Origin of the sequence: Pseudomonas sp. W5-36, from assembly GCF_046540455.1 — a bacterium.
In the GTDB taxonomy this organism is placed as follows: Bacteria; Pseudomonadota; Gammaproteobacteria; order Pseudomonadales; family Pseudomonadaceae; genus Aquipseudomonas; species Aquipseudomonas graminis_B.
In genome coordinates this window covers 41,986-65,379 of the sequence record NZ_JAXCIQ010000005.1, presented here as the reverse complement: position 1 = coordinate 65,379, position 23,394 = coordinate 41,986, and the positions used below count along the sequence as shown (strand labels likewise).

Here is a 23,394-nt window from a genome sequence, read left to right as displayed (position 1 = left end):
TGAATGATCAAGTCTTTGCGTCCGCTGTTTATCGCCACCCTGCTTTTGCCCCTCTCATTCTCCATCGCCGCCGCTCCCATCAACACCGCCCTGCCTCCCAAGGTCCAAGAAGCACTCAAAGCCAGCAAGCTGCAGAACGATGCGCTGTCGCTGGTGATGCTACCGGTCAGCGGACCCGGCACCCCGACTGTTTTCAACGCCGATGTGTCGGTCAATCCGGCCTCGACCATGAAGCTGGTGACGACTTACGCCGCGCTGGAAATGCTCGGCCCGACCCATCAGTGGAAAACCGAGTTCTACACCGACGGCATCCTCAGCAATGGCGTTCTGCGCGGCAACCTGTACCTCAAGGGCGGCGGAGATCCCAAGCTGAACATGGAACGCCTGTGGCTGCTGATGCGCGATTTGCGGGCCAACGGCGTGCAGCAAGTGACCGGTGATCTGGTCCTGGATCGCAGCCATTTCGTGCAACCGCAGCTGCCAGTGTTCGACGACGATGGCAACGACAAGAACAAGCCGTTCCTGGTGCGTCCCGACTCCTTGATGGTCAACCTCAAGGCCTTGCGTTTCGTCACCCGCAACGACGGTGGCAAGATTCTGGTCTCGGTGGAGCCGCCCATCGCCGCCATCCACATCAACAATCAGGTCAAGGCGCTGTCCTCCAGCAAATGCACTGGCGACGTGCTGTACAACCCGGTACCGGAAGCCGATGGCGGGATCACCGTAACGGTATCCGGCCAATTGGGCGACGGCTGCAATTCCCAGACGTATCTGTCGCTGCTCGACCACCCGACCTATACCGCGGGCGCCGTGCGTGCCATCTGGCAGGAACTGGGCGGGACCATTCTCGGCAAGGACCGTCTGGACGTGACGCCCGGCAGCGCCAAGCTGCTGGCCAGGGCGTTCTCGCCGGATCTGGCGGAGATCATCCGCGACATCAACAAATTCAGTAACAACACCATGGCCCAGCAGCTGTTCCTCAGTCTGGGCGCTGAGTTCCGCAACGAAGCCGACGGTGACGATGCCAAGGCCGCGCAGCGTGTGGTGCGCCAGTGGCTGGCCAAGAAAGGCATCATCGCAACGCACCTGGTGATGGAGAACGGTTCAGGCCTGTCCCGCGCCGAACGGGTCAGCGCGCGGGAAATGGCGCAGATGCTCCAGGCAGCGTGGAACAGCCCGTTTCAAGCCGAATTCATGAGCTCGCTGCCGCTGGCAGGGATGGACGGCACCATGCGTAAACGCCTGAAACGCACGGCCCTGCGCGGTGAAGCCCACATCAAGACCGGCACATTGAACACCGTTCGGGCGATCTCCGGATTCAGCCGCGACAGCAACGGTAACACCTGGGTCGTCGTGGCAATCCTGAACGACCCCCGTCCGTGGGGTGCGTCTTCGGTGCTGGATGAAGTGCTGGTCAGCCTGTACAACCAGCCGAAACTCGCGAGCACGTCGATTTCCCTTCAGCAGTAATCCCCCGCGCCGTGCTGTGCGAAGTCGTTCGACGACCGACGCACAGCCTGGCCGCAACCTTCCTGCCCCCCCGCCCTACGCCAACTCCGGCAAACCGAGCATCTGCTTGCGCAGGTCCACCGGATGCGCCGATGCCAGGCCCCGCTTGCTGACGCCGATGTCATGCACTTGGACGGGCACTACCGCTATGCTCAGTGCTCAGCCCATCACAGGATTCGCGCTGCCAATGAAGACGTCCAGAACCCAGCCCCTCCGCCACGCCCTTCTCCTGTCCGGATTGCTCGGCGCACTGCTGTCGGCAGCGCTGCCCGCCCACGCCGAAGACGGCAAACCCACCCGCGTGCGCGGCGCCATCACTGCGATCGAAGGCGATTCGCTGAAAATCCACAGCAATCGCGGAGAGGACCTGCAGGTTGCGTTGACCCCTGATACACAGATTCGTGGCGTGACCCTGGCGCAAGTGTCGGAAATCAAACCGGGCAGCTACATCGGCTCCGCGGCGGTGCCGTTGCCGGACGGTTCGCTAAAGGCGCTCGAGGTGCATGTGTTTCCGCCAGCCATGGCGGGCACGGGAGATGGCCATCGGGCTTTTGACCTGACGCCGGACAGCACCATGACCAACGGATCGGTTGGCGATCTGGTCGCCAGCACCGGACGCACCATCACGGTGAACTACAAGGGCGGGCAAAAGAAGATCGTCATCCCTGACGACGTGCCGATCGTCAACCTGGTGCCCGGCGATCGCAGCTTGCTCAAGCCCGGCGTGAAGGTGGTGCTGCAAGCGCAGAAAGGCGCGGACAACACGCTGACCGCGCTGTCGATTTCTGCCGGGCAAAATGGCGTGACTCGGCCGATGTGAAGCAGTTGATGTGAAAAGCCGAGGTAAAGCGGCCAAGGTGAATGGTCTGTGGTGCTCAAAGCCTGCGCGACGCTGGGACATGATAGAACCGGTCAGCACGCGCAGGTCAGTGAATGCAGGCTCGATTCAGAGGCAGGTTGCGAGCACCGCGCCACGCTGCTCAACCACTTTGGCGCCCGGCTTGGCGTAGAACTTGACGTTGGTCATGCCCGCCTTGCCCGCCACATCAGCGAAATACTCGCCTTCGGTGGTGTAGACCGTGAACGCGCCAGGATCCCCTTTGGCCATGAACACGTCCGCTACATCGCCGAACAGCTGGACGTTGGCCCAGGTGACCTTGATGCACTCGGCAACGGCAACCGCAGGCTTCTGACTGGTGTAAACCTGCGCCGGCCCTGCCGAGCGCGTCTGATTCAAGCTCATGCAGCCAGACAGCATGATCAGTGCCACAGCGCCCGCCCAATGTTTCATGCCAGTCCCACTCATCAAACGTCCCTTTCGGTGAAAAAAGAGCGATGTTACCAGCAACGCCAAGCGAGCCCCATGGGCATGGCGTCTGAGCGGTTAATCATCCAGCCCGGCAGGCGGTGCAGCGGGCGCGGCCTTGCCAGGCTTGGCCGGCTTGCCCGACGGCGTTGCGGCCTTCGGCTCGGCGACCGGCGCAGGAGCCGCAGCGGCGGCCGCCTCTTTCTCAGCCATCGGCATCTGGTCGATGGTGCTGAAAATCTCCTTGGGATCGATGGGGCCGTTGTGGATCATTTTCTTCTCACCGTCCTTGCCCACCAGGATCACCTGAGCTTGCTTGTCTGTCTGAGCGCCAAGCTTGAGCTCGCGAACCAGCGCCATGGTGGTCTGGGCATCGAGGTCCTTGCCGCCACGCTGACCGACCATGTTAATGATGGTGTAAAGGACCATGTCACGCTTGGCGAAACCCTCCTTGTTGGCGCTCTCATCCAGACTTTTTTTCAGACTCACCAGCGTCGGGTCCACCGAACTCGATGCGATGACGATCAATGGACGGTTCTTGCCGCGCTCCTGAGACAGTGGGCCATCACCGTCGGCAGCCAGCAAGGGGCTCGACAGGGCGAACAAAACGGCAAGGGTCAACGACCGGCTAAACATACACACCTCCTCTGGATTTCCATGCACTGATGATCGCGCATCATGGGAAAAGGTCCAGACGGTAGCGGGAAAAAAAACGGATTTTTTCGCGGCTCGGCATGGTAGGTAAGCGTCAAATCGGGCTGAAGCGTCCGGCCATAGGGGCTATGGCTGATTCAGGCAAGGCTGGCATGACTTAAAAGTTTCAGGCAATAAAAAAGGGCGAATCTTTCGATTCGCCCTTTTTTGTTACCGCCCAGCAGAGCGGATTTGTTTGGTAGGCGCGATTGGACTCGAACCAACGACCCCCACCATGTCAAGGTGGTGCTCTAACCAACTGAGCTACGTGCCTGCTGTGGGTCGGCATTCTACGGATATTCAAATAGCTGTCAACGTCTTTTTCGCCCAGTAAGCCTATGAATATGCAAATTATTTCCCCGGCACATCGACACGGACGGATTGACCTGACACGGCCCCTGTCGATCAGCCAGACCCGGCGGTCAATCCCCTGACACACAGGCTGATCTTCGCCACCCGGCTAGATCGAATGAGCGGTATCCCGCCAATGACGCCCCCACCAACATGCCGCTTGTCGCCGTGATGGCACTTCGGACAAGGTTCAGATGCCGAATGGGGACAAGGAACCAAGACACGGAGATCACCTGATGAACAGATCACTTGCTGCATTCACGCTGGGCTGCGCGCTGTCCTGCACCTCCCTAGCTGCGCTGGCTGGCGCGACATCGCCGGACATGGGTCCGCCGCCTTCGCAGACGGGCATCGATCCGCGCGTACAAGGCAGCGACCCGGCTCGCCAAGGTGCTGATGTGGACGCGCAAAACAAGAAGGGCATCAGCATTGGTGGCGGCACGTCAATGAGCAATGGCACCGGCAACAAAGACGATGCGGATTTGCCCGGTGGCGATACCACGACGGGCGGCGGCAGCAAGGGCTCGGGTTCGTCGAGCGCGGGCGGCGCGGGCGGCTGAAGCATCACCCACGCATGAGCCGTGACACGAGGCATCCAAGGGCGCTTGAACAGCGCCCTTTTCGTGCCTGGTGGTCGTGGAAGGCCATCGTGCTTTGATATAGTGCGTCGCCGCCGCGCCTGAATCAGAGGCGCGGGCCCGGCGGTAATCAACAGTGGAGAGCGGCACCGTGGGCATGAAAAAATCAGCGCTGGAACTCAAGCGTGACCTGAGCGGCATCGCGGCCAATCTGGAAAGCACCGCTGGCGAAATCAGCCGGTTGGCCGAACGTGTCAACGATGTGGACGTAGTCGCCGTGCTGCACTTGATGAATCAGCAGTACAAGGATGCTGACCGGCTGCGCGCCTATGTGGACGAGATCAGGGCGGGCCGCATTACCCGCGCCAAGGGCGAGTGACCGGTCAGCCATAAAGGACCGCACGCCTGACGTCATTCGGATTCGAGCAAAAAAAAGGGTGACCCTCTCGGGCCACCCTTTTTTGTCACCGCCCAGCAGAGCGGATTTGTTTGGTAGGCGCGATTGGACTCGAACCAACGACCCCCACCATGTCAAGGTGGTGCTCTAACCAACTGAGCTACGTGCCTGCTGTGGGGCGGCATTCTACCGAGATCCGCATCGCTGTCAACTTCGATTCAGCCCTAAGCCCATGAATGTCCAAGCTATTTGCGCCGGCACTCTCGAATCGGTCTGAGTAGATGCGCCTGTGCCTCGATGGCCGCTGCCTTGCCAGCGTCTCGTCGACACCGCAAAGCTGCGGCGGTGGCTGGCCGCCCAATTTCATCTCAGGTACGATCCGCCCATTCGTAAAAAATATAAAACAGGGGTTACAGGATGACGAACACGCCATACCCACATTCCTACTACGCCGCTTCCGCCAACCCCGTTCCGGTGCGGCCACGGCTGCAAGGGGACGTCGAAACCGACGTGGTCATCATCGGCGCAGGCTACACCGGCCTTTCGAGCGCGCTATTTCTCCTGGAACACGGCTTCAACGTCACTGTGCTGGAAGCCGCCAAGGTCGGCTTCGGCGCCTCGGGGCGTAATGGCGGGCAAATCGTCAACAGTTACAGCCGCGATATCGACACCATCGAAAAGTCTGTCGGACCGAAGGAAGCGCAACTGCTCGGCCATATGGCCTTCGAGGGCGCGCAGATCATCCGCGACCGCATCGCCAAATACCAGATCCAGTGCGACCTCAAAGACGGCGGTGTCTTCGCGGCGATCACGCCCAAGCAGATGGGCCATCTGGAATCACAAAAACGCCTCTGGGAACGCTACGGCCATACGCAGCTGGAGCTGATGGACCAGCGCCGCATCCGTGAAGTGGTGGCGTGCGACCAGTACATCGGCGGCATGCTCGACCTGAGCGGCGGTCACATCCACCCGCTGAACCTGGCGCTGGGCGAAGCGGCGGCGGTCGAGTCACTGGGCGGGGTCATTTACGAACAGTCGGCGGCAACGCGCATCGATCGCGGCGCCAGCCCGGTGGTGCACACCGCCAAGGGCAAGGTTCGGGCGAAGTTCGTCATCGTCGCGGGCAATGCCTATCTGGGCAATCTGGTCCCGGAACTGGCGGCCAAGTCGATGCCCTGCGGCACACAGGTCATCACCACCGAGCCGCTGAGCGAGGAACTGGCAAGCACGTTGCTGCCCCAGGACTACTGCGTCGAGGACTGCAACTACCTGCTCGATTACTACCGGCTGTCTGGCGACAAGCGTCTGATCTTCGGCGGCGGCGTGGTGTACGGCGCGCGCGATCCGTCGAACATCGAAGCCATCATCCGGCCGAAGATGCTCAAGGCGTTTCCGCAACTGAAGGACGTGAAGATCGATTACGCCTGGACCGGAAACTTCCTGCTGACCTTATCGCGGTTGCCCCAGGTGGGCCGGCTGGGGGACAACATCTATTACTCCCAGGGATGCAGCGGCCACGGCGTGACCTACACCCATCTGGCCGGCAAAGTGCTGGCCGAAGCCCTGCGCGGACAGGCGGAACGATTCGACGCCTTCGCCGGCCTGCCCCACTACCCGTTCCCGGGCGGGCAACTCTTGCGCACGCCGCTGACGGCATTGGGTGCCTGGTATTACAGCCTGCGGGACAAGCTGGGGTTCTGAATCAGAGGTGATGAACGGCCAACCGTTAACGGGCCGCCGGATTGTTCAGCGCCTTGACCGCCTCGCCCGCCGCCTGTTCTTGCCCGGCCTGGGCCAGATCATTGGCGGCTTTCAGCCAGCGGTCACGGTCGACCGGCACTGGCACCTGACGCGGGCTCTGGATCAGCACGGCCCAGTTGCCGGCGTCGTTCCAGTCCGAGGTAAACGAATCGAAGCTCGTCGTCACGCGCCCCGGCCCGGTATAGATCAGCACCGTGCGCTTGTTCTGATCGAACCCGACCAGCACCCCGTAGCGCTGCTCTTTCCACAACAGGGAGCCGTCCGAAAACCGCACCATGACTGGATACCCCGCCGACACCTGGGCCAGCAGGTCCGGGAGACCATGGTCGACGGGATACACCACAAAGCCGTATTCGCGGGCCAGATTGAGCATGCTGCGGTCGAGCTTGTCTTCGGCGCCCGGCAGCTGCAGCGGCTTTTCCAGCAGGCCCGGCGTGGTCTGGACGCCATGCACGGTCAGCATGCTGGCCAGCGCGAACGGTCCGCTCTGGTAATCCTTGCCCCGGAACGACGGCACCGCGTTGATCTCCACCCGGTCGGGCAATGTCTTGTACATCGGCGGGTAGCCGGGCTTCCAGTTGTGGGCGTTCGAGCAGCCTGCCAAGACCAGCACGGCGGCAAGCGCCAGCCATTTGCGTCGACTTGCAACGCTATCCAATCGCGTCAATGCCCGCACGTTCTTCACTCACTTGACTGATGGCAACGGATCCCGAGATCCGGCCGGAACGCGGATGATAGAGCCGCCACCGATTGTGGTATAGCCCGAAGCGCTGTCAACGCGAGTGGATAGAACGAATCGGTCATGCAATTCCTACCACCGGTCAATTTTTGGCAACAACAGCGAGACTAGACTGTCGGTAACTAAGAGACGAAGAGAAGAGCCGGAGGAAGCCATGAGCCTCGGAATGACCATTGTGATGTTGATCGCTGCCTGGCTGGCCGTTGCGGCTGCCATGTTGTGGGGGGTGATGCGCATCTCGCGTCGCCATCATCCGCATTATCGGGAAACCGAAGCCGCGAAATCCGTAGAGCGTGCACAACGCAAAATCCGTCCTGTCACAGCGCACTGACGATGTGACGACGTGAACGCGGAAAGGACAGACGAAAACGGTCGGTAATGGCATCCCATTCCCGACCGTTTTTATTGGCCTACTTTTTTACGGCCCCGCCCTCGATAGCCAGGCGGAGCCGTCCAGGCGTCAGACCTTCTGAGCTTGGGCTTCGGCGTCCAGGCGACGCTGGCGGGACCGACGAACCAGCATGTTCAGCACTTCAATCAGGGCCGAGAACGCCATCGCGGTGTACACGTAGCCTTTCGGAACGTGGGCGCCGAAGCCTTCGGCGATCAGAGTCATGCCGATCATGATCAGGAAGCCCAGCGCCAGCATGACCACGGTCGGGTTGTCGTTGATGAACTTGGCGAGGGGCTCCGACGCCACCAGCATCACAACCACGGCGGCGATCACGGCGATCACCATGATCGGCAAGTGCTCGGTCATGCCAACGGCGGTGACGATACTGTCGATGGAAAACACCAGGTCAAGCATCAGGATCTGACCGATCGCGGCAGCCATGCCCAGCGTGACGGCGCTGGAAGCGGCTTTTTCGGCTTCGCTCTTTATGTCGACGCTGTGGTGGATCTCGGTGGTTGCCTTCCAGACCAGGAAGAGGCCACCGGCGATGAGGATCATGTCCTTCCAGGAGAAGGTCTGCCCGAACACTTCGACCACTGGCGCGGTCAGCTGGACAATCCAGGCCACGGTGGTCAGCAGGCCCAGACGCAGGATTAACGCCATGCTGATACCGATCCGGCGCGCCTTGGTACGCTGATGAACCGGCAGCTTGTTGGTGAGAATAGAGATAAAAATGAGGTTGTCGATACCGAGCACGATTTCCATGACGACCAGTGTCGCCAGAGCGATCCATGCCGTTGGGCTTGCAGCCAGTTCCAGAAGATATTCCATATAGCGAGTGTCCAGGATCAGTTCAGGGGATAGGGCAGCATTCTAGGGACGGAAACACTTCAGCAAAATTCGTATTTTTCAGGCGTATACTTCGGTTTTTCCGAAGTGACAGTGCCCATGCTCAATTACCGACAGCTGCACTACTTCTGGGTCGTGGCCAAGACCGGCAGTATTGTCCGCGCCTGCGAGCAATTGAACCTCACGCCCCAGACCATCAGCGGGCAAATCAGCCTGCTGGAGCAGACCTACGGCGTCGAGCTTTTCAAGCGCGTGGGCCGTCAACTGGAGCTGACCGAAACCGGTCGCGTTGCCCTGCCCTATGCCGAACAGATGTTCCAGCTGGGTGGGGAACTCGAAGCCGTTCTGAGCGCCCAGCCCGACGAGCAGCAAATCCTCTTTCGCGTCGGCGTCGCCGATGTCGTGCCCAAGTCCATCGTCTATCGTCTCATCGCGCCGAGCATGGCGCTCAACGAACTCGTGCGCATCAGTTGCCGGGAAGACCAGCTCGAACGCCTGCTGGCGGACCTCGCGATTCAGCGCCTGGACCTGGTCATTTCCGACAGCCCCATGCCTTCTCATCTGGACATTAAAGGCTATAGCCAGAAGCTCGGCGAATGCGGCGTGAGTTTTTTCGCCACCCGCGCCCTCGCCGCCCTGTACGGCAAGCACTTCCCCCACGGCATGCAAGGCGCGCCGCTGCTGGTTCCGGGCCAGCAGACGGTGGTGCGCAGCCGCCTGATGCGCTGGTTCGCCGAGCAGAATATCCAGCCGAAGATCGTCGGCGAGTTCGACGACAGCGCCCTGATGAAGGCCTTCGGCAAGTCCGGCAGCGGGATTTTCATTGCGCCGAGCGTGATCGCCGATGAGGTGATCGAGCAATATGACGTCGAGCTGATCGGTCACACCGACGCCGTGACCGAGTCGTTCTACGCGATCTCGGTGGAGCGCAAGGTCAAGCATCCCGGCATTGTGGCGATCACTGAAGGCGCACGCCGCCAGTTGTTCCCGGACTAGGCGTCGCAGGTCGCCGGGGTTGGGCGGACTGTCATCAGCAGCAAGGCCAGCAGAATCGACAGCAGGATGATGCCGGCCGCCGCGAAGCCCAGGCTGCCAAGGCCCAGGTGATCGATCACCCGTCCGCCGATGATCGCGCCAATGCCGATGCCCAGGTTGGCCCCCGCGATGTTCAACGAGGCGGCGAAGGCCGGGGCCTGTGGGGCGGCTTTCATCAGCCGCACATGGCTGACCAGAAACAGCGCCGCCTGGGTCGCGCCCCACACGGCCAGCGCCAGGGCCAGCGCAGGCAGCGAATGCATGCTCGGCACCACCATGACCATGCCGCCGATCATGAAGGTGCAGAAGGTCAGGCTGGCGATCAGCGGATGGCGGTCCACCAGGCGCCCGCCCAGGGAATTACCCAGCAAGCCCACCGCGCCGAAGCCCATCAGGCACCAGCCGACCACGGTGCCGTTGAACCCGGCGAGTCGCTCCAGCATGTCCGCCAGGTAGGTGTACGCGGTGAACATGCCGCTGAAAACCAGCACCGACAGCAGCACGTGGCCTTGCATCAAAGGACTGCGCAGAATCCGGAACTGGCTGCGGAAGGAGGCCTGATCCTTATGCACGCTGCGGGGCAGGTAAATGAACAGCAGCAACGCCTTGGCGAACGCCATCACCGCGAGGACGGCGAAGGCGCTGCGCCAGCCGATGGCGTCCGAGATCAAGGTGCCGACGGGGATGCCGAACACCGTGGCGCAGACGATGCCGAAGCCGATCTTGGCAATCGCGCGGCCGGCATGCTTCGGTCCGACGATGTCCACGGCGGTTTCGCTGGCCAGGGCCCAGAACACCGGCAGCCCGAGGGCCGGGATCAGCCGCGCGGCGGCCATCACCCAGATGTTGGGGGCCAGCGCTGCAACAACGTTTGAGACGCCAAACATGATCAGCACCGAAATGAACAGGCGCTTGCGCTCGAAGCGCGAGAAATACGCGGTCAGGAACGGCCCGAAGCAGGCCACCGTAAAGGCGAACAGCGTGACCAGCAAGCCGGCCTGGGGGATGGTGACGGCCAGGTCACGGGCGATCGCGGGCAGCAGACCGACGATGACGAACTCTGTGGTCAGCACGGTAAAGCCGGCGGCCGACAGCAGGTAGATGGGGAAGAACATGAAATCTCCAGAACGACAAAACGACCAGTCCTTGCGGAGCGGTCGATCGGATGTGGCGTGAATCAGGATGCGGAGGGTATCAGAGCCGTGCGTCTGGCTGGCAGACGCCGGACGAAACACGTATCGCTGCCCGGTTAGCGCCGGGCAGCGATGCAATCAGGCCGTGATCGCGTCAGGCAGTCTGACCGATCAGTAAGCGCCCATGTAGTCGCGCTTGCCGACTTCCACGCCGTTGTGGCGCAGCAGGTCATAAGCGGTGGTGACGTGGAAGAAGAACTGCGGCAGCGAGTAATGCAGCAGGTAGGTCTGGGTGTCCAGACGCTTTTCTTTTTCGGTGCCCGGGCGCAGCACGATTTCGCGCGCTTCGTTGCCATCGACCTGTTCGGCCTTGATCGTGTCGAGGAACGCCAGCACTTTGGTCAGCAGCGCTTGCAGGTCGGCAAAGGTGGTTTCGGTGTCTTCGTACTTCGGCGGCTCAAGGCCTGCCAGTCGTGCGCCGGCGCCTTTGGCGAAATCAACGGCGATTTGCACCTGACGCACCAGTGGGAACATGTCAGGGAACAGACGCGCCTGCAGCAGGGCATCGGGCTGAATGTTTTTTGCAGTGGCGTGGGCTTCGCCTTTGGCCAGCACGGCGCCGAGGGCGGTGAGCATTTGCTTGAAGACAGGAATCGAAGCGGCGTAAAGAGAAAGGGTCATGGCAGTTCCTGGGAAATGAGTCGCACGGAGGCGGACGCGAACGCGGCTTGTCTTTTACCTCATCCAGCCCCTACCCTCATAGCCTTTTCAACGCTTGGGGAATGGGTCATGTCTGACGAGCTGGATTCCGAAAACACCGTTGAAGCCTCGGATGCGCTGCAGTTGAGCAGCACCGAAGTGCGCATTCTGGGCTGTCTGATCGAGAAGCAGGCCAGCCATCCCGAGACTTACCCCCTGACCCTCAACGCCCTGGTGCTGGCCTGTAACCAGAAGACCAGTCGCGAGCCGGTGATGAACCTGACGCCCGGCCAGGTCGGCCAAAGCCTGCGCGCGCTGGAAAGCCTGCAACTGACGCGCCTGGTCATGGGCAGCCGGGCGGACCGCTGGGAACAGCGCGTCGACAAGACGCTGGAGCTGGTGCCGGCGCAACTCATCCTCACCGGCCTGCTGTTGCTGCGTGGCCCGCAAACCGTCAACGAGCTGCTGACCCGCAGCAACCGCATGCACGACTTCGAAGACGCCGACGCGGTGGTGCATCAGCTTGACCGGCTCATAGGCCGTGGGCTGGCGGTATTGATCCCGAAACAGGCAGGCCAGCGCGAAGACCGCTACCTGCACGCACTGGGCGATCCGGCTGACAGGGAGACAATCCTCGCCGCCCGGGCACACCCGACCGAGCGCAGCAGTTCAGCCAGCCCGGGCAGTTCGGCGCTGGCCGAGCGCGTCGAAGCCCTGGAAGCCCGCATCGCCGCCCTGGAAGAACGGCTGGCGTTGCTGGAGGGGTAAGCGCGCTAGCCCCGCGCGAACGCCGCCGCTGCGTGATACTGCTCCTGGGTTGGCGTCACACCGGTGTAAAGAATGAACTGCTCCAGGGCCTGGATTGCCGCGACCTGGTCGCCGGTGATCAGGCGTTTGCCGAGCCGCTCGGCCTCGACGATGAACGGCGTGCGCGCCGGCGTGGCGACGACATCAAACGCTGTGTCGGCGTGTTCGAGGGCGGACACCTCAAAAGCCAGCGCCTCGGCCTGATCACCGGCCATACCCAGCGGGGTGACGTTCACCAGCAGCGGCGGGCGTTCACTGCCCAGTTCGGCTTGCCACGCAAAGCCGCACGTCTGCGCGAGCGCCCTGCCCGCCTGCTCGTTGCGCGCCACGATCAGCCCGTCGGTGAAACCGGCGTCGCGCAGGGCGCAGGCGACGGCCTTGGCCATGCCGCCACTGCCACGCAGCGCAAATCGCGTGCGCGGCACTTCATGGGTGTCCACCAGTTGGGCGATGGCAATGTAATCGGTGTTGTACGCTTTCAAATGGCCATCGGTATTAACGATGGTGTTGATGGATTGAATGGCGGCGGCGGACGCGTCCAGTTCATCGACCAGCTCAAGAGACGCTTCTTTGAAAGGCATCGACACGCCGCACCCGCGAATGCCCAATGAACGCATGCCGGCGATGGCGGCGGACAGGTCGGTCGGCGAGAAAGCCTTGTAATAGAAGTTCAAGCCCAACTGTTGATAGAGGTGGTTATGGAAGCGCACGCCGAAGTTGCCCGGACGTCCGGCCAGTGACATGCACAACCGCGTTTCCTTACTGGCAGTGACCAACATGAAATCTCCCGAGTGGTATTAGAAGACGCCTGGGGAAAGGCGTAGAATCGCAACGCTTCGCCGGAATGGGCACAGCTGTTGTTATTAAAGTTGTCGAATACCTTACACAAAATTTACGCAACGGCCTCGCAGATATTTCCTGAACCGTTGTCTGAGAAGTTATCCCGTGGCAGTGCCTGAGCGTAACGCAGGCTCGCGACAACGGGACTGAACACCGAGGAACAGTCATGATTCGTCAGATCCCCAAAGTTGCCCTGTTGTTAGGCGCCCTCGCCCTGGCAGGCCAGGCTGAAGCCCATGGCGGCGGCCCGGGCTGGGGTGGAGCAGCCGTGATCGGCGCGGTCGTCGGCGGTGTCGTCGGCGCGGCAGTGGCGTCCGGTCCGGTTTATGCGTCGCCCGCTCCTGTGTACTACTCGGCCCCGGCGCCGGTTTATTACGCGCCACCGCCACCGCCGCCGGTTTACTACCAGCCGGCTTATGTCGTTGAACGCCCGGTCGTCTACGCCCCGCGTTACTACGGCCCGCCGCGTTATTACGGCCCACCACCGGGCTACTACCACGGTGGCGGTCGCTGGTAACAGCGGTTTGCTCCTGGCCTGAGGGCTGTGGCGTTATCAGCTCCAGCCTCACGTAACACTGACCCCGCCCCTCCGGCGGGGTTTTTGTGTCCGGGCGTTTTATACCGGACGCAAGTGCGGTTTAGAGACCCGTTCCATCACCGCCCCTACCCGCTCATCAATGACGACTATCGAGCGCGTTGATTTCTGGATCAACCTGTCGCGCCGTACAGTGGCGCCATAGATTGATGGAGGCCCCTATGACCAAGGTACAAATCATGTCGGTTGTCGGCAGCGCAGTACCCGCCCAGCTTCGTGAGCGCGGTCTGCTGGCGTGCTGGTACTTGATGCACGATGGCGAACCCGTCAGCGGCCCTTTGCCTTCACTGCCGGCCGCGCAAGCGCTGTCGCAGCAGCTTGAACACCCCCCGCTCAACAGCTGAAGCCCTGTTCCCTTATCCCTGCGAATCGTGCGTTGCTCCGCACACCCCTTTAGCCCGCCTCTTTAATGACGCGGGCTTTTTTTTGCGAGCCAATCCGGTTTTGATGCACGGCCATGACCGTCAGGCGCGCCATAAACAGCAATCCGACCCTTTTAAATACAGGCTTTTTGGATCCGCCACCTGAACCTGAGCTATACAACAGCGGTTTATTAGCGAAACCCCGCGCCAGCCCATCGACAACTTCAGAAACTTGCTCCTAAAATGCGCCGAACGTGTTGTCGTCCTTGAAGAAAGTCCGACGTTCCACGCTATTTCCATCATTAAGTGAGCGTTGCTCTTGAAAATCCGCCCAACCGTCATCGGCCTATTATTTGCACTTACAGGCTGCGCACTTTCCACCGTCACACTGGCCAAAGAATCACCGACCTTCAATCGCGATCCGGCCAATCTGCATCTGGCTTCCGGCAGCGCCATGATTACCGACCTGCAGACGGGTCAGGTGCTGTACGCGAGCAACCCCGACATCGTCGTGCCGATCGCCTCGGTGACCAAGCTGATGACCGCGATGGTCACCCTCGACGCCAAGCTGCCCATGGACGAGATGATCAAGGTCGACATCTCCCAGACCGCCGAAATGAAAGGCGTGTTCTCCCGGGTCAAGCTGGGCAGTGAGCTGAACCGCCACGACATGATGCTGATCACCCTGATGTCGTCGGAAAACCGCGCCGCGGCGAGCCTGGCCCACAGCTACCCGGGCGGCTACCCGGCCTTCATCCGGGCGATGAATGCCAAGGCCAAGGCGCTCGGCATGAACCACACCGTGTACATGGAGCCCACCGGCCTGTCGGTCTACAACGTTTCCACCGCGCGGGATCTGACCAAGCTGGCCCTCGCCGCACGCAACTACCCGATGCTGCGCGAGCTGAGCACCACGCCGGAGAAAACCGTGACCTTCCGCAAGCCGAATTACATCCTCGGCTTCAGCAACACTGACCACCTGGTGCGTAAATCCAACTGGGACATCAAGCTGACCAAGACCGGCTTCACCAACCAGGCCGGCCACTGCCTGGTGCTGTTGACCAGCATGGCCAATCGTCCTGTGTCGGTGGTGATTCTCGATGCCTTCGGCAAATACACCCACTTCGCCGATGCCAGCCGCATGCGCTTGTGGATGGAGACCGGCAAAAGCGGTCCGGCGCCGGAAGTCGCCCTGCAGTACAAGAAAGAAAAGAATCAGGTGCTGAGGCAGAAAGGTTTGCAGGCGTCGGAATAACACCTCCCGCCACGTTCAGTGGGAACCCGCCGGGCTCCCACTGATCACTGACTCGCCCGCGCCATGCGCTTGAGTATCACCACCATCCCCACGCCCAGCCCGGCCATGCCGACCAGCAACGCCGGATAACTGACCCACCACGGGACGGGCGTGGTCATCATGCTGAATTCCGACATCCCGCCGATCCCCGCCACCAGATTCAATGGCAAGAACACCACATTGATCAACGTCAGCTTGCGCAACAGATTGTTGGTGTTGTTGTTGACCAGATTGCCCCGCGCGTCCATCAGGCTGGCGAACACCGTGGAATAGATGTTCGCCTGTTTATGGCACTGCTCGTTCTCGATGATCATGTCTTCGATCAGCGCCAGGCTGTCGCCGGAAAACTGATGTTTGTGCGCATGATTGCGCAGGCGCGTCAGCACCGAGCCGTTGCTGTCGATGGCGTTGATGTAATAGACCAGGCTTTCGCTCAGGTTGAACATCTGCACCAGATGGCGGCTGTCCATCGAGGCATTGAACTGCTGTTGCAGTTCCCGTGCGATCATCTTGATCACCTTGAGGTGACCCAGATAATGATGGATGTTGTGGAACAACACCTCCAGCAACACGTCCAGCAGCGTGTGCATCGGCCGGTGCTGTCCCAGGTCGCCGAACTGTCGCTCGTCCGCGCAGATCAGCACCATGTGATGGGGGCTGAGCAGCACCCCGAACGATGACACGTCGAAGGAAAAGGTGTCCTTGCCCGAATAGTTTTCCGGGCGCTTCCAGATCATGAACAGCGCGTCCGGGTGAAATTCGATGCGCGACACCTCGTCGGGGTCGAGCGCCGAGGCCAGGGCGTGGTCGTCCAGATTGAAGCGCTCCAGCAGCAGGGTCTTTTCCGCTGCGTCCGGATCGCTGAACCACAGCACACTCGCATCGGCTTCGGCGCATTCCCGTAACCGGCCCGCCTCAAGGCGGTGAACCTTGACCACCGCCCTAACCCGCCAGACCGCGACGTTTGATGTCGAGCCGGCGAATGAACTCCTCCAGCACCAGCGCGTACAAGTCGTCCTGCAGCCAGGCGTCTTCGATGCCGGCGTCGAGGTTGGGGTTGTCGTTGACTTCGATCACCACCACGCGGTCGCCGGATTGCTTCAAGTCGACGCCATACAGCCCATCGCCGATCAGGTTGGCAGTCTTCACCGCCAGGTCCACCACGGCGCGCGGCGCATCATGAACGGCCAGGGTGCGGCACTCGCCGTTGATCTCCGCGTCGATGGCCTTGTGGTTGTAAATCTGCCAGTGCCCCTTGAACATGAAGTACTGACAGGCGAACACTGGCTTGCGATTGAGCACGCCAATGCGCCAGTCATATTCGGTGTAGAGGTATTCCTGGGCCAGCAGCAGCACCGAGTGCTCGAACAGCTCCCGCGCCGCATCCTGCAACTGCTTCGCGTCCTGCACTTTGATCACGCCCTTGGAAAAGCAGCCGTCGGGTATTTTCAACACCCAGCGGGAAACCCAGTCTCGCCGCCACCTGCTCCAGGTCGTCCGGTCGCTCCTTGTAAAGGATCTCCGTGGCCGGCATGCCCAGTTTGTGGCTCTTGAGCAGGTCGGTCAGGTAGACCTTGTTGGTGCAGCGCAGGATTGACGCCGGGTCATCCATCACCACCAGCCCTTCGCTCTCGGCCTTCTTGGCGAAGCGGTAGGTGTGGTTGTCGACGCTGGTGGTCTCGCGGATCAGCAGCGCGTCGTATTCGGCCAGCCGTGAGTAGTCCTTCTTCTCGATCAGCTCGACGTCCACGCCCAGTTGCTGGCCGACGCGGATGAAGTTGTCCAGCGCCTTGGGGTTGGACGGCGGCAGCGCTTCCTGCGGGTCGTGCAGAATCGCCAGGTCGTAGCGATAGGTACGACGTGACCGGGGCTGGCGCCAGATCTTGCGGCTGAAACTGTCCAGGGACTGGGCGAACTGGTCCTGCTGATGATCGCGCAGGCGGGTCAAGGCGCCGGTCTTGATGCCGACGATGTGCCAGTTGTCGCGCTTGCGAAACTCCACCAGCAGGATCGGCGCCGGAAACGCCTCGAACAGCTGACGGGCCATATCCTGCAACGGCGCGAGATCGGTCTGACCGAAATACAGGCTCAGGGTGAAGCCTTCGGTTTCGTCGTACGGATGGTCACGCAGCGCGTGTTCGAGGCGCTTGTCGAGGTCATCCAGCGCCAGGCCGTAGAGGGATTTGCGGGTCAGCTCGCTGATGGTTTTCACCGATGGAATCACGTGGTGACCCCGGGCTTCGGCCAGCAGCGAGCAGTAATAACCGTGGCCGAGATAGCGATAACTGCGGCACAGGTTAATCACCTGCACCCGCTGGCCGGCATTGTTCTGAGGCGGGTTTTCAAGATAGTCCTGGGCGCTGATCAAGTGTTCGCTGGGCAAGTAAGACGACCAGTCTTCGAGCCGCTCCACCACAATCAACAGTTGGCTTCGGGTTGAAACAGGTTTCAGCGGATTGACATTTAAAGTTGCCGAACGCTGAGGTTGTGCTGATACTTCGTCGGTCTTCACCGGCACCGCATTCATGAGTTGATCCTTCGGGAAACAGTCCTTTCTATAAAACATGGCTTTGTAGAAATGTCCCGTTTCGTTACTCACTCTTTACGGTGCCTGACATGAACTTTATATATCGCCTCGCCCAGCCGGCCGATGTGGACGAACTGCTGGTGCTGGAAAACCAGTGCTTTGAATCCGACCGCCTGAATGCGCGCAGCTTTCACTGGATGGTCACGCGGGCCAACGCGCGATTGATCGTGGCGCTGGGTGATCATCCCGAACAACGCCTGGCCGGTTATGCGCTGGTGCTGTTTCATCGCGGCACTTCTCTGGGCCGGCTTTATTCCCTGGCGATCAGCGACGATGCCCGGGGTCAGGGCCTCGGGCAGCATCTGTTGGCCCAGGCTGAACAGCATGCCCTTGAGCGTGAGTGTGCCTATTTGCGGCTCGAAGTCCGGCCGGACAACGCCCCGGCGGTTCGTCTTTACGAGCGCAACGGCTATCGGCTGTTCGACCGCATCGACGACTACTACGAAGACCACGCCCCGGCATTGCGCTACGAAAAACGCATCCGCGAACACGCCACCGGCGTCACTCGCCACGTGCCCTATTACCCGCAAACGCTGGACTTCAGCTGCGGTCCGGCGTGCCTGCTGATGGCCATGAAAGCCCTGCAACCGCCGCGCGTCATGCAACGTCACGAGGAACTGCAAATCTGGCGCGAGGCGACCACGGTGTTCATGACCTCCGGCCATGGCGGTTGCAGCCCCCAGGGTCTGGCGCTGGCGGCGTTGCGCCGTGGATTCGAGGTCGGTCTGCAGGTGTCGGTGCGCGGGCCGTTGTTTCTCGCCGGTGTGCGCAGCGAAGAAAAGCGCGAAGTCATGCGCCTAGTGCACGAAGAATTCAGCCGCGAGCTGGCTGAAAGCGCAGTTCGTCAACTGGGCAGTGCGCCGCTCAATCTCTGGCAACTGCAACAGGACCACGGTCTGGCGCTGGTGCTGATCAGCAGCTATCGGTTGACCCGTTCCAAGGCACCGCACTGGGTGCTGGTCACGGGGTGCGATGACGATTTCGTTTACTTGCACGACCCCGACATTGATCACAGCCAACAGCGTCAGGCCATGGACTGCCAATACATGCCGGTCAGTCATAAAGAGTTCGCCGGCATGAGTTGTTTTGGTGCCGACAAACTTCGCGCGGCGGTTGTTCTATATGCAGAGCGGCATCCGCAGGGGCAGGCGCCTATATAAACGGCGTCAGTCAAGACGTCGTTCGCGTAAAGATCCCGTCGTATTGATTGCAGTTGCACCTGCAAACGGAATGAATAGGCGCTCGGCCTTTAGGCGATGGGTGGAATAGGCGTGATGGATAACTTGGTGATCGGTCTGGTGATTGTTTCGGTGATAGCAGTATTTGGACTTTCGGCGTTTTACTTTGATTTCGTTCATCCGCGTCGCAAGCCACGCCTGGAAAAACGACGCCACCTGCAGAAATGAGCGACGGCGCCCCCGACGGATTATTTTTCTTGCCCCACTTGATCGGTCAAGGCGTAACGCCAACGACCCGCTACGCTTGTGCAGGTGACGCTTGCTTCGCACATCGCTCGGGGGAGTTCAAACATGCTCATCAAATGGGTACTGGCTGCGTTGCACCTGCTGGCGTTCGGTTTTGCGATAGCGGCGGTGCTGGCGAGGGGACGGGCGTTGCGGCGGCTGCGCACGGACGATCCGAGATCGTTCAGGGATGTGTTCGTGGTCGACAATATCTGGGGCGTCTCAGCAGGGGTTCTGCTGGTCACCGGGGCATTTCGGGCGTTCGGCGGGCTGGAAAAAGGCTCGTACTATTACCTGCATCAGCCACTGTTTCACCTGAAAATGGCGGCGTTCGTGGCCATTCTCGCGCTGGAAGTGGTGCCGATGTTCGCGCTGATCAAATGGCGCATCGCATTCAAAAAGAACCAGCCCATTGATACGTCCCTGTCGCGCCGTTTCGCCCGGATCAGCCACATGGAGGCGTTGCTGATGGTCATCATCGTCATCGCCGCCACGGGCATGGCGCGGGGGATATTGCTGAGTTGAGGCCGGGGCGATGCTCCTGACCTCTGTCTGTCAGACCACCCAGAAATACATGAGGGTCAGGTTCGCGCCCGAGATCAATCCGAACAGGCCCCAGGCCAGGGTTTTGGTCAGGCGACTGTTGGCGAACGGGCCCATCAATTGTTTGTCGCTGGTGAAGCGGATCAGCGGCCACAGCGCGAAGGGCAACTGCAGGCTGAGGACGACCTGGCTGAGCACCAGCATCTTGCCCACCGCGCCGTCGCCGAACCAGATCACCCCAATGAACGCCGGAATCAGCGCCAGGCCACGGGTGGCCAGACGGCGTTGCCAGCACGGGATCTTCGCTTTGAGAAACCCTTCCAGCACCACTTGGCCGGCGATGGTGCCGGTGAACGTTGAGCTCTGCCCTGCCGCCAGCAGCGCGACGCCGAACAGCACGCTGGCGACCGCGCCGCCCACCAGCGGATCAAGCAAGTGGTAGGCGTCCTGGATTTCCACAATGTCGGTGTGGCCGGAGCCGTGGAACGCGGCGGCCGCCAGAATCAGAATGGCCGCGTTGATCACCAGCGCCAGGCTCAGGGAGGCGATGGTGTCGACCCGGGCGTAACGAATGGCGCTGGCCTTGCTTTCCACCGACGTGCCGTTGACCCGGGTCTGCACCACCGATGAATGCAGGTACAGGTTATGGGGCATCACGGTTGCACCGAGAATGCCGATGGCGATGTACAGCGGTTCCTGATTACTCAGCATCTCCCACGACGGCTTGAGACCTGCGACGACGTCCGGCCAGAACGGTTTGATCAGCACCAGTTCGATAAAGAAACACGTTGCGATGGTCGCGATCAGCCCCAGCACGATGGCTTCGAGACGCCGGAAATTGGCGCCCTGCAAGGCCAGCACGATGACCGTATCAAACGCCGTCAGCGCCACGCCCGTGGTGATCGACACCCCCAGCAGCAAGTGAAACGCCAGCGCAGCACCCAGCACTTCCGCCAGATCGGTCGCAAGGATCGACAGCTCGGCGAGAACCCACTGGCCCATGCCGACCCGGCGGCTGTAGTGCTCGGAGGACAGCTGCGCCAGATCGCGGCCGGTGGCGATGCCCAGGCGCGAACACAGATTCTGCAGCACCATGCCCGAAAGACTGGCCAGCACCACCACGAACAGCAGCGAATAACCGAAGCGCGAGCCGGCTTCGATGGCGGTCGCCCAGTTGCCGGGGTCCATGTAGCCGATGGAAATCAACAGGCCGGGGCCGACGAACAGCATCAGCTTGCGCAGGAAAGACGCATTGGCGGGAATGGCGACGCTGTCGGTGGTCGCCGACGGGCAGAATGGCGCGGTGGCCGTGGTCGGGAGTTTGTACTTCACAGGAATCCGAAACGTGGTGGCAGTCAGTCCCGGAGCTTAAACGTGCAGAAATGTTTTGTCTTGAATCTCTGGGGCACTAACATGCTGCGTCTCACCGATCCGGAAAAAACAATAATGCATGCCGTGCCCGATAGCCCTGACAACGCCCATTCGACCCGTGACGGCGTCGACCCGATACGTGCTGCGCAGATTTCCGCGCGCATCGACCGACTGCCCGCCGTCGCCACGATCTGGAAGCTGGTGGCGCTGTTGTCCATTGGCGGTTTCTTCGAGCTCTACGATTTGTTTCAGACCGCCTATATCAGCCCCGGTCTGATGCGCGACGGGCTGTTCGCCACCGGGGCCCAGGGCGTGTTCGGCTTTTCCGATCAGGCGGCGTTTGCCTCGGCCACCTTTCTGGGACTGTTCCTCGGTGCCAGCCTGCTGAGCCCGATCGCCGACCGCTACGGCCGCCGCGCAATCTTCACCTTCGCGCTGATCTGGTACACCGTCGCCACGGTGCTGATGGGCATTCAGACCTCGGCACTGGGCATCATCTGCATGCGCTTTCTGGTGGGCATCGGCCTGGGCATCGAACTGGTGACCATCGACGCGTACCTCTCGGAACTGGTGCCCAAGCGCATGCGCAGCTCGGCGTTTGCCTTCGCGTTTTTCGTGCAGTTCCTGTCGGTGCCGTCGGTGGCATTGATGTCCTGGTGGCTGGTGCCGCAAGACCCGTTCGGTATCGCCGGCTGGCGCTGGGTGGTGTTGGCCAGTGCAGTGTTTGCGCTGTTCATCTGGTGGCTGCGCTCGCGCCTGCCGGAATCGCCGCGCTGGCTGGCGCAACACGGCCGTTTCAGCGAAGCCGAAAAGATCATGGATGACCTCGAAGCCCGCTGCGTGAAGGATCACGGTCAGGCGCTGGACGAACCGGAAACCCACAACGTGGCGGTCGAAGGCAAAGGCCGTTTCGCTGACATCTGGCAACCGCCGTACCGCCGCCGCGCGCTGATGCTGATTGTGTTTCATGTGTTCCAGGCGATCGGCTTTTTCGGTTTCGGTAACTGGCTGCCTGCGTTGCTGTCGGGTCAAGGCGTGAGCGTGACCCACAGTCTGGCGTATGCCTTCGTGATCACCCTCGCCTATCCCCTTGGGCCGTTGTTGTTTGTGAAGTTCGCCAATCGGTTCGAGAATAAGTGGCAAATTGTCGGCTCGGCGCTGGGCTCGATGATTTTCGGCACGCTGTTCGCGCAGCAGACGACGGCCGTCGGGCTGATTTTTTGCGGGGTGATGATTACGTTTTGCAATGCGTGGCTGAGTTTCAGTTATCACTCGTATCAGAGCGAGTTGTTCCCGACCAATATCCGCGCCCGGGCGGTAGGGTTCTGTTATTCGTTCAGTCGTCTGTCGACGGTGTTCAGCAGTTTGTTGATCGGGTTGTTTCTGGACCATTTCGGCACGCCGGGGGTGCTGACGTTCATTGTGATGAGTATGTTGATTGTGATCATTACGATTGGGGGGTTTGGGCCGAAGACGCGGAATCTGGCGCTCGAAGATATTGCTCATCGCTAGGGGACTGATTTATTTACAGCGCTTCACCGTAAATTAATCTGTCCCCGGTTGCGCGGTGCGGCTGAGAGAAGATCAAGATCCTTTAGATCAAGAGCGCCTGCCTGGGGGCAGGCTGTTTCGCCTTCGGCGACTTACTTTTGAAAAGCACCAAAAGTAAGCAAAAGTGCCTGCTCCTGGCTGGGCCCTTCCTTCGTCAGGGTTCCTTCACTTCGGTCTCGCTCCGTGGGCCCGCTGCCATCCGCCATCCATGGCGGGGGGCAGCTCTCGCCGCATCCATGCGGCTCGGCCCACTCCGCGAGACCTGCGTTCAGCCTGCACCAAAGTCGCGTTTGGTGGTGTCTGGAATTTCTGTGTATGAAGATCAAAAGCAGATCAGGGGCAGATCAGGCCTAGGGGACTTGTGGGAGTGAGCTTGCTCACGAAGGGATCGGTACATCCACCGGATCTTTGGTGTTAGAGATAAAGCATTCGCGAGCAAGCTCGCACAGTATGGGTGTGCGATCAGCAAAATTGTTGGTGCCTGGGCTGGCCTCTTCCCGGCTAAAGCCGGTCCCACTAAGAGCAGCGCATGCATCC

At 61.0% G+C, this 23,394-nt stretch carries 24 protein-coding genes, 2 tRNA genes and 1 pseudogene; 15 read left to right on the top strand and 12 right to left on the bottom strand.

Annotated features, from left to right (window positions below; all coding sequences use genetic code 11):
- Window positions 1–3: 3 nt before the first annotated feature.
- Window positions 4–1,470: a D-alanyl-D-alanine carboxypeptidase/D-alanyl-D-alanine-endopeptidase gene (gene dacB / locus SLW74_RS10870; RefSeq protein WP_410928859.1), complete on the top strand. Its 1,467-nt coding sequence runs from the start codon at window positions 4–6 to the stop codon at window positions 1,468–1,470.
- A 226-nt stretch (window positions 1,471–1,696) separates the two neighbouring features.
- On the top strand, window positions 1,697–2,329 hold the full coding sequence (locus SLW74_RS10865; protein WP_410928858.1) for a DUF5666 domain-containing protein: 633 nt from the start codon (window positions 1,697–1,699) through the stop codon (window positions 2,327–2,329).
- Window positions 2,330–2,455: 126 nt separating this feature from the next.
- On the opposite strand, the gene SLW74_RS10860 is transcribed toward SLW74_RS10865, so the two are convergent.
- The 3 genes from SLW74_RS10860 to SLW74_RS10850 all read right to left on the bottom strand — a co-directional run bounded on the left by SLW74_RS10860 (window position 2,456) and on the right by SLW74_RS10850 (window position 3,782).
- Window positions 2,456–2,800, bottom strand: a complete 345-nt coding sequence (locus SLW74_RS10860) for a 2-oxoacid ferredoxin oxidoreductase (RefSeq protein ID WP_410928857.1) — start codon at window positions 2,798–2,800, stop codon at window positions 2,456–2,458.
- Window positions 2,801–2,893: 93 nt separating this feature from the next.
- Window positions 2,894–3,451 carry a DUF4174 domain-containing protein gene (locus SLW74_RS10855; protein WP_369319980.1) on the bottom strand — a complete coding sequence of 186 codons (558 nt, stop codon included), beginning with the start codon at window positions 3,449–3,451 and terminating at the stop codon, window positions 2,894–2,896.
- A 254-nt stretch (window positions 3,452–3,705) separates the two neighbouring features.
- Window positions 3,706–3,782, bottom strand: a tRNA-Val gene (locus SLW74_RS10850).
- A gap of 313 nt (window positions 3,783–4,095) precedes the next feature.
- On the opposite strand from SLW74_RS10850, the gene SLW74_RS10845 reads away from it, so the two are divergent.
- On the top strand, window positions 4,096–4,419 hold the full coding sequence (locus tag SLW74_RS10845) for a hypothetical protein (RefSeq protein ID WP_065988781.1): 324 nt from the start codon (window positions 4,096–4,098) through the stop codon (window positions 4,417–4,419).
- Window positions 4,420–4,594: 175 nt separating this feature from the next.
- Window positions 4,595–4,816, top strand: a complete 222-nt coding sequence (locus SLW74_RS10840) for a hypothetical protein (protein WP_244160351.1) — start codon at window positions 4,595–4,597, stop codon at window positions 4,814–4,816.
- 111 nt (window positions 4,817–4,927) lie between these two features.
- Here the strand turns inward: SLW74_RS10840 and SLW74_RS10835 are convergent.
- Window positions 4,928–5,004, bottom strand: a tRNA-Val gene (locus SLW74_RS10835).
- A 247-nt stretch (window positions 5,005–5,251) separates the two neighbouring features.
- Here SLW74_RS10835 and SLW74_RS10830 point away from each other — a divergent pair.
- Window positions 5,252–6,535 (top strand): NAD(P)/FAD-dependent oxidoreductase, encoded by a 1,284-nt coding sequence (locus SLW74_RS10830; protein WP_410928856.1) that lies wholly within the window; start codon window positions 5,252–5,254, stop codon window positions 6,533–6,535.
- A 25-nt stretch (window positions 6,536–6,560) separates the two neighbouring features.
- Here SLW74_RS10830 and SLW74_RS10825 read toward each other — a convergent pair whose 3' ends face one another.
- Entirely contained in the window at window positions 6,561–7,253 is a 693-nt protein-coding gene (locus tag SLW74_RS10825) for a peptidase C39 family protein (protein WP_410928855.1), read from the bottom strand.
- 235 nt (window positions 7,254–7,488) lie between these two features.
- Between SLW74_RS10825 and SLW74_RS10820 the strand changes: the two genes are divergently transcribed.
- A complete protein-coding gene (locus tag SLW74_RS10820; protein ID WP_167355791.1) occupies window positions 7,489–7,665 on the top strand; it encodes a hypothetical protein in 177 nt (58 codons plus the stop codon).
- Window positions 7,666–7,794: 129 nt separating this feature from the next.
- Here SLW74_RS10820 and SLW74_RS10815 read toward each other — a convergent pair whose 3' ends face one another.
- Window positions 7,795–8,559 (bottom strand): TerC family protein, encoded by a 765-nt coding sequence (locus SLW74_RS10815; protein ID WP_065988779.1) that lies wholly within the window; start codon window positions 8,557–8,559, stop codon window positions 7,795–7,797.
- Window positions 8,560–8,676: 117 nt separating this feature from the next.
- Here SLW74_RS10815 and nhaR point away from each other — a divergent pair, with 117 nt between their 5' ends.
- Window positions 8,677–9,573: a transcriptional activator NhaR gene (gene nhaR, locus SLW74_RS10810; RefSeq protein WP_065988778.1), complete on the top strand. Its 897-nt coding sequence runs from the start codon at window positions 8,677–8,679 to the stop codon at window positions 9,571–9,573.
- On the opposite strand, the gene SLW74_RS10805 is transcribed toward nhaR, so the two are convergent.
- Window positions 9,570–10,727: an MFS transporter gene (locus tag SLW74_RS10805; protein WP_296309100.1), complete on the bottom strand. Its 1,158-nt coding sequence runs from the start codon at window positions 10,725–10,727 to the stop codon at window positions 9,570–9,572. The two genes, nhaR and SLW74_RS10805, sit on opposite strands and share 4 nt — an antisense overlap.
- 189 nt (window positions 10,728–10,916) lie before the next feature.
- On the bottom strand, window positions 10,917–11,426 hold the full coding sequence (locus SLW74_RS10800) for a DUF1993 family protein (RefSeq protein WP_065988776.1): 510 nt from the start codon (window positions 11,424–11,426) through the stop codon (window positions 10,917–10,919).
- 108 nt (window positions 11,427–11,534) lie between these two features.
- On the opposite strand from SLW74_RS10800, the gene SLW74_RS10795 reads away from it, so the two are divergent.
- Window positions 11,535–12,212, top strand: a complete 678-nt coding sequence (locus SLW74_RS10795; RefSeq protein WP_065988775.1) for a YceH family protein — start codon at window positions 11,535–11,537, stop codon at window positions 12,210–12,212.
- Window positions 12,213–12,217: 5 nt separating this feature from the next.
- Here SLW74_RS10795 and SLW74_RS10790 read toward each other — a convergent pair whose 3' ends face one another.
- Entirely contained in the window at window positions 12,218–13,030 is an 813-nt protein-coding gene (locus tag SLW74_RS10790; RefSeq protein WP_410928854.1) for a shikimate 5-dehydrogenase, read from the bottom strand.
- 227 nt (window positions 13,031–13,257) lie between these two features.
- On the opposite strand from SLW74_RS10790, the gene SLW74_RS10785 reads away from it, so the two are divergent.
- From SLW74_RS10785 to pbpG, 3 genes are all read left to right on the top strand, one after another.
- The gene (locus SLW74_RS10785) at window positions 13,258–13,608 is read left to right on the top strand and encodes a hypothetical protein (protein ID WP_065988773.1); all 351 of its coding nucleotides are present in this window, start codon (window positions 13,258–13,260) and stop codon (window positions 13,606–13,608) included.
- Between the two features lie 239 nt (window positions 13,609–13,847).
- On the top strand, window positions 13,848–14,030 hold the full coding sequence (locus SLW74_RS10780) for a hypothetical protein (RefSeq protein ID WP_065988772.1): 183 nt from the start codon (window positions 13,848–13,850) through the stop codon (window positions 14,028–14,030).
- Window positions 14,031–14,367: 337 nt separating this feature from the next.
- On the top strand, window positions 14,368–15,303 hold the full coding sequence (gene pbpG, locus SLW74_RS10775; RefSeq protein ID WP_065988771.1) for a D-alanyl-D-alanine endopeptidase: 936 nt from the start codon (window positions 14,368–14,370) through the stop codon (window positions 15,301–15,303).
- 44 nt (window positions 15,304–15,347) lie between these two features.
- Here pbpG and SLW74_RS10770 read toward each other — a convergent pair whose 3' ends face one another.
- Together SLW74_RS10770 and SLW74_RS10765 are read right to left on the bottom strand one after the other, a co-directional pair.
- The gene (locus SLW74_RS10770) at window positions 15,348–16,280 is read right to left on the bottom strand and encodes a magnesium transporter CorA family protein (RefSeq protein WP_410928853.1); all 933 of its coding nucleotides are present in this window, start codon (window positions 16,278–16,280) and stop codon (window positions 15,348–15,350) included.
- A 4-nt stretch (window positions 16,281–16,284) separates the two neighbouring features.
- Window positions 16,285–17,869: pseudogene (locus SLW74_RS10765) on the bottom strand (RimK family protein).
- An 89-nt stretch (window positions 17,870–17,958) separates the two neighbouring features.
- Here SLW74_RS10765 and SLW74_RS10760 point away from each other — a divergent pair.
- From SLW74_RS10760 to SLW74_RS10750, 3 genes are all read left to right on the top strand, one after another.
- Complete coding sequence (locus tag SLW74_RS10760; protein WP_410928852.1) at window positions 17,959–19,089, top strand: GNAT family N-acetyltransferase/peptidase C39 family protein; 1,131 nt, start codon at window positions 17,959–17,961, stop codon at window positions 19,087–19,089.
- Between the two features lie 114 nt (window positions 19,090–19,203).
- Window positions 19,204–19,335 carry a hypothetical protein gene (locus SLW74_RS10755; RefSeq protein ID WP_410928851.1) on the top strand — a complete coding sequence of 44 codons (132 nt, stop codon included), beginning with the start codon at window positions 19,204–19,206 and terminating at the stop codon, window positions 19,333–19,335.
- A gap of 123 nt (window positions 19,336–19,458) precedes the next feature.
- Entirely contained in the window at window positions 19,459–19,917 is a 459-nt protein-coding gene (locus SLW74_RS10750; protein WP_410928850.1) for a DUF2214 family protein, read from the top strand.
- 30 nt (window positions 19,918–19,947) lie between these two features.
- On the opposite strand, the gene SLW74_RS10745 is transcribed toward SLW74_RS10750, so the two are convergent.
- Entirely contained in the window at window positions 19,948–21,267 is a 1,320-nt protein-coding gene (locus SLW74_RS10745; RefSeq protein ID WP_410928849.1) for an Nramp family divalent metal transporter, read from the bottom strand.
- Window positions 21,268–21,381: 114 nt separating this feature from the next.
- On the opposite strand from SLW74_RS10745, the gene SLW74_RS10740 reads away from it, so the two are divergent.
- Entirely contained in the window at window positions 21,382–22,818 is a 1,437-nt protein-coding gene (locus tag SLW74_RS10740) for an MFS transporter (protein WP_410928848.1), read from the top strand.
- The last annotated feature ends 576 nt before the right edge of the window (window positions 22,819–23,394 follow it).

Coding starts and splice junctions, on each gene's coding strand:
- dacB (WP_410928859.1), top strand. CDS start 4: ATGATCAAGTCTTTGCGTCCGCTGTTTATCGCCACCCTGCTTTTGCCC.
- SLW74_RS10865 (WP_410928858.1), top strand. CDS start 1,697: ATGAAGACGTCCAGAACCCAGCCCCTCCGCCACGCCCTTCTCCTGTCC.
- SLW74_RS10860 (WP_410928857.1), bottom strand. CDS start 2,800: ATGAAACATTGGGCGGGCGCTGTGGCACTGATCATGCTGTCTGGCTGC.
- SLW74_RS10855 (WP_369319980.1), bottom strand. CDS start 3,451: ATGTTTAGCCGGTCGTTGACCCTTGCCGTTTTGTTCGCCCTGTCGAGC.
- SLW74_RS10845 (WP_065988781.1), top strand. CDS start 4,096: ATGAACAGATCACTTGCTGCATTCACGCTGGGCTGCGCGCTGTCCTGC.
- SLW74_RS10840 (WP_244160351.1), top strand. CDS start 4,595: ATGAAAAAATCAGCGCTGGAACTCAAGCGTGACCTGAGCGGCATCGCG.
- SLW74_RS10830 (WP_410928856.1), top strand. CDS start 5,252: ATGACGAACACGCCATACCCACATTCCTACTACGCCGCTTCCGCCAAC.
- SLW74_RS10820 (WP_167355791.1), top strand. CDS start 7,489: ATGAGCCTCGGAATGACCATTGTGATGTTGATCGCTGCCTGGCTGGCC.
- SLW74_RS10815 (WP_065988779.1), bottom strand. CDS start 8,559: ATGGAATATCTTCTGGAACTGGCTGCAAGCCCAACGGCATGGATCGCT.
- nhaR (WP_065988778.1), top strand. CDS start 8,677: ATGCTCAATTACCGACAGCTGCACTACTTCTGGGTCGTGGCCAAGACC.
- SLW74_RS10805 (WP_296309100.1), bottom strand. CDS start 10,727: ATGTTCTTCCCCATCTACCTGCTGTCGGCCGCCGGCTTTACCGTGCTG.
- SLW74_RS10800 (WP_065988776.1), bottom strand. CDS start 11,426: ATGACCCTTTCTCTTTACGCCGCTTCGATTCCTGTCTTCAAGCAAATG.
- SLW74_RS10795 (WP_065988775.1), top strand. CDS start 11,535: ATGTCTGACGAGCTGGATTCCGAAAACACCGTTGAAGCCTCGGATGCG.
- SLW74_RS10790 (WP_410928854.1), bottom strand. CDS start 13,030: ATGTTGGTCACTGCCAGTAAGGAAACGCGGTTGTGCATGTCACTGGCC.
- SLW74_RS10785 (WP_065988773.1), top strand. CDS start 13,258: ATGATTCGTCAGATCCCCAAAGTTGCCCTGTTGTTAGGCGCCCTCGCC.
- SLW74_RS10780 (WP_065988772.1), top strand. CDS start 13,848: ATGACCAAGGTACAAATCATGTCGGTTGTCGGCAGCGCAGTACCCGCC.
- SLW74_RS10760 (WP_410928852.1), top strand. CDS start 17,959: ATGAACTTTATATATCGCCTCGCCCAGCCGGCCGATGTGGACGAACTG.
- SLW74_RS10755 (WP_410928851.1), top strand. CDS start 19,204: ATGGATAACTTGGTGATCGGTCTGGTGATTGTTTCGGTGATAGCAGTA.
- SLW74_RS10750 (WP_410928850.1), top strand. CDS start 19,459: ATGCTCATCAAATGGGTACTGGCTGCGTTGCACCTGCTGGCGTTCGGT.
- SLW74_RS10740 (WP_410928848.1), top strand. CDS start 21,382: ATGCATGCCGTGCCCGATAGCCCTGACAACGCCCATTCGACCCGTGAC.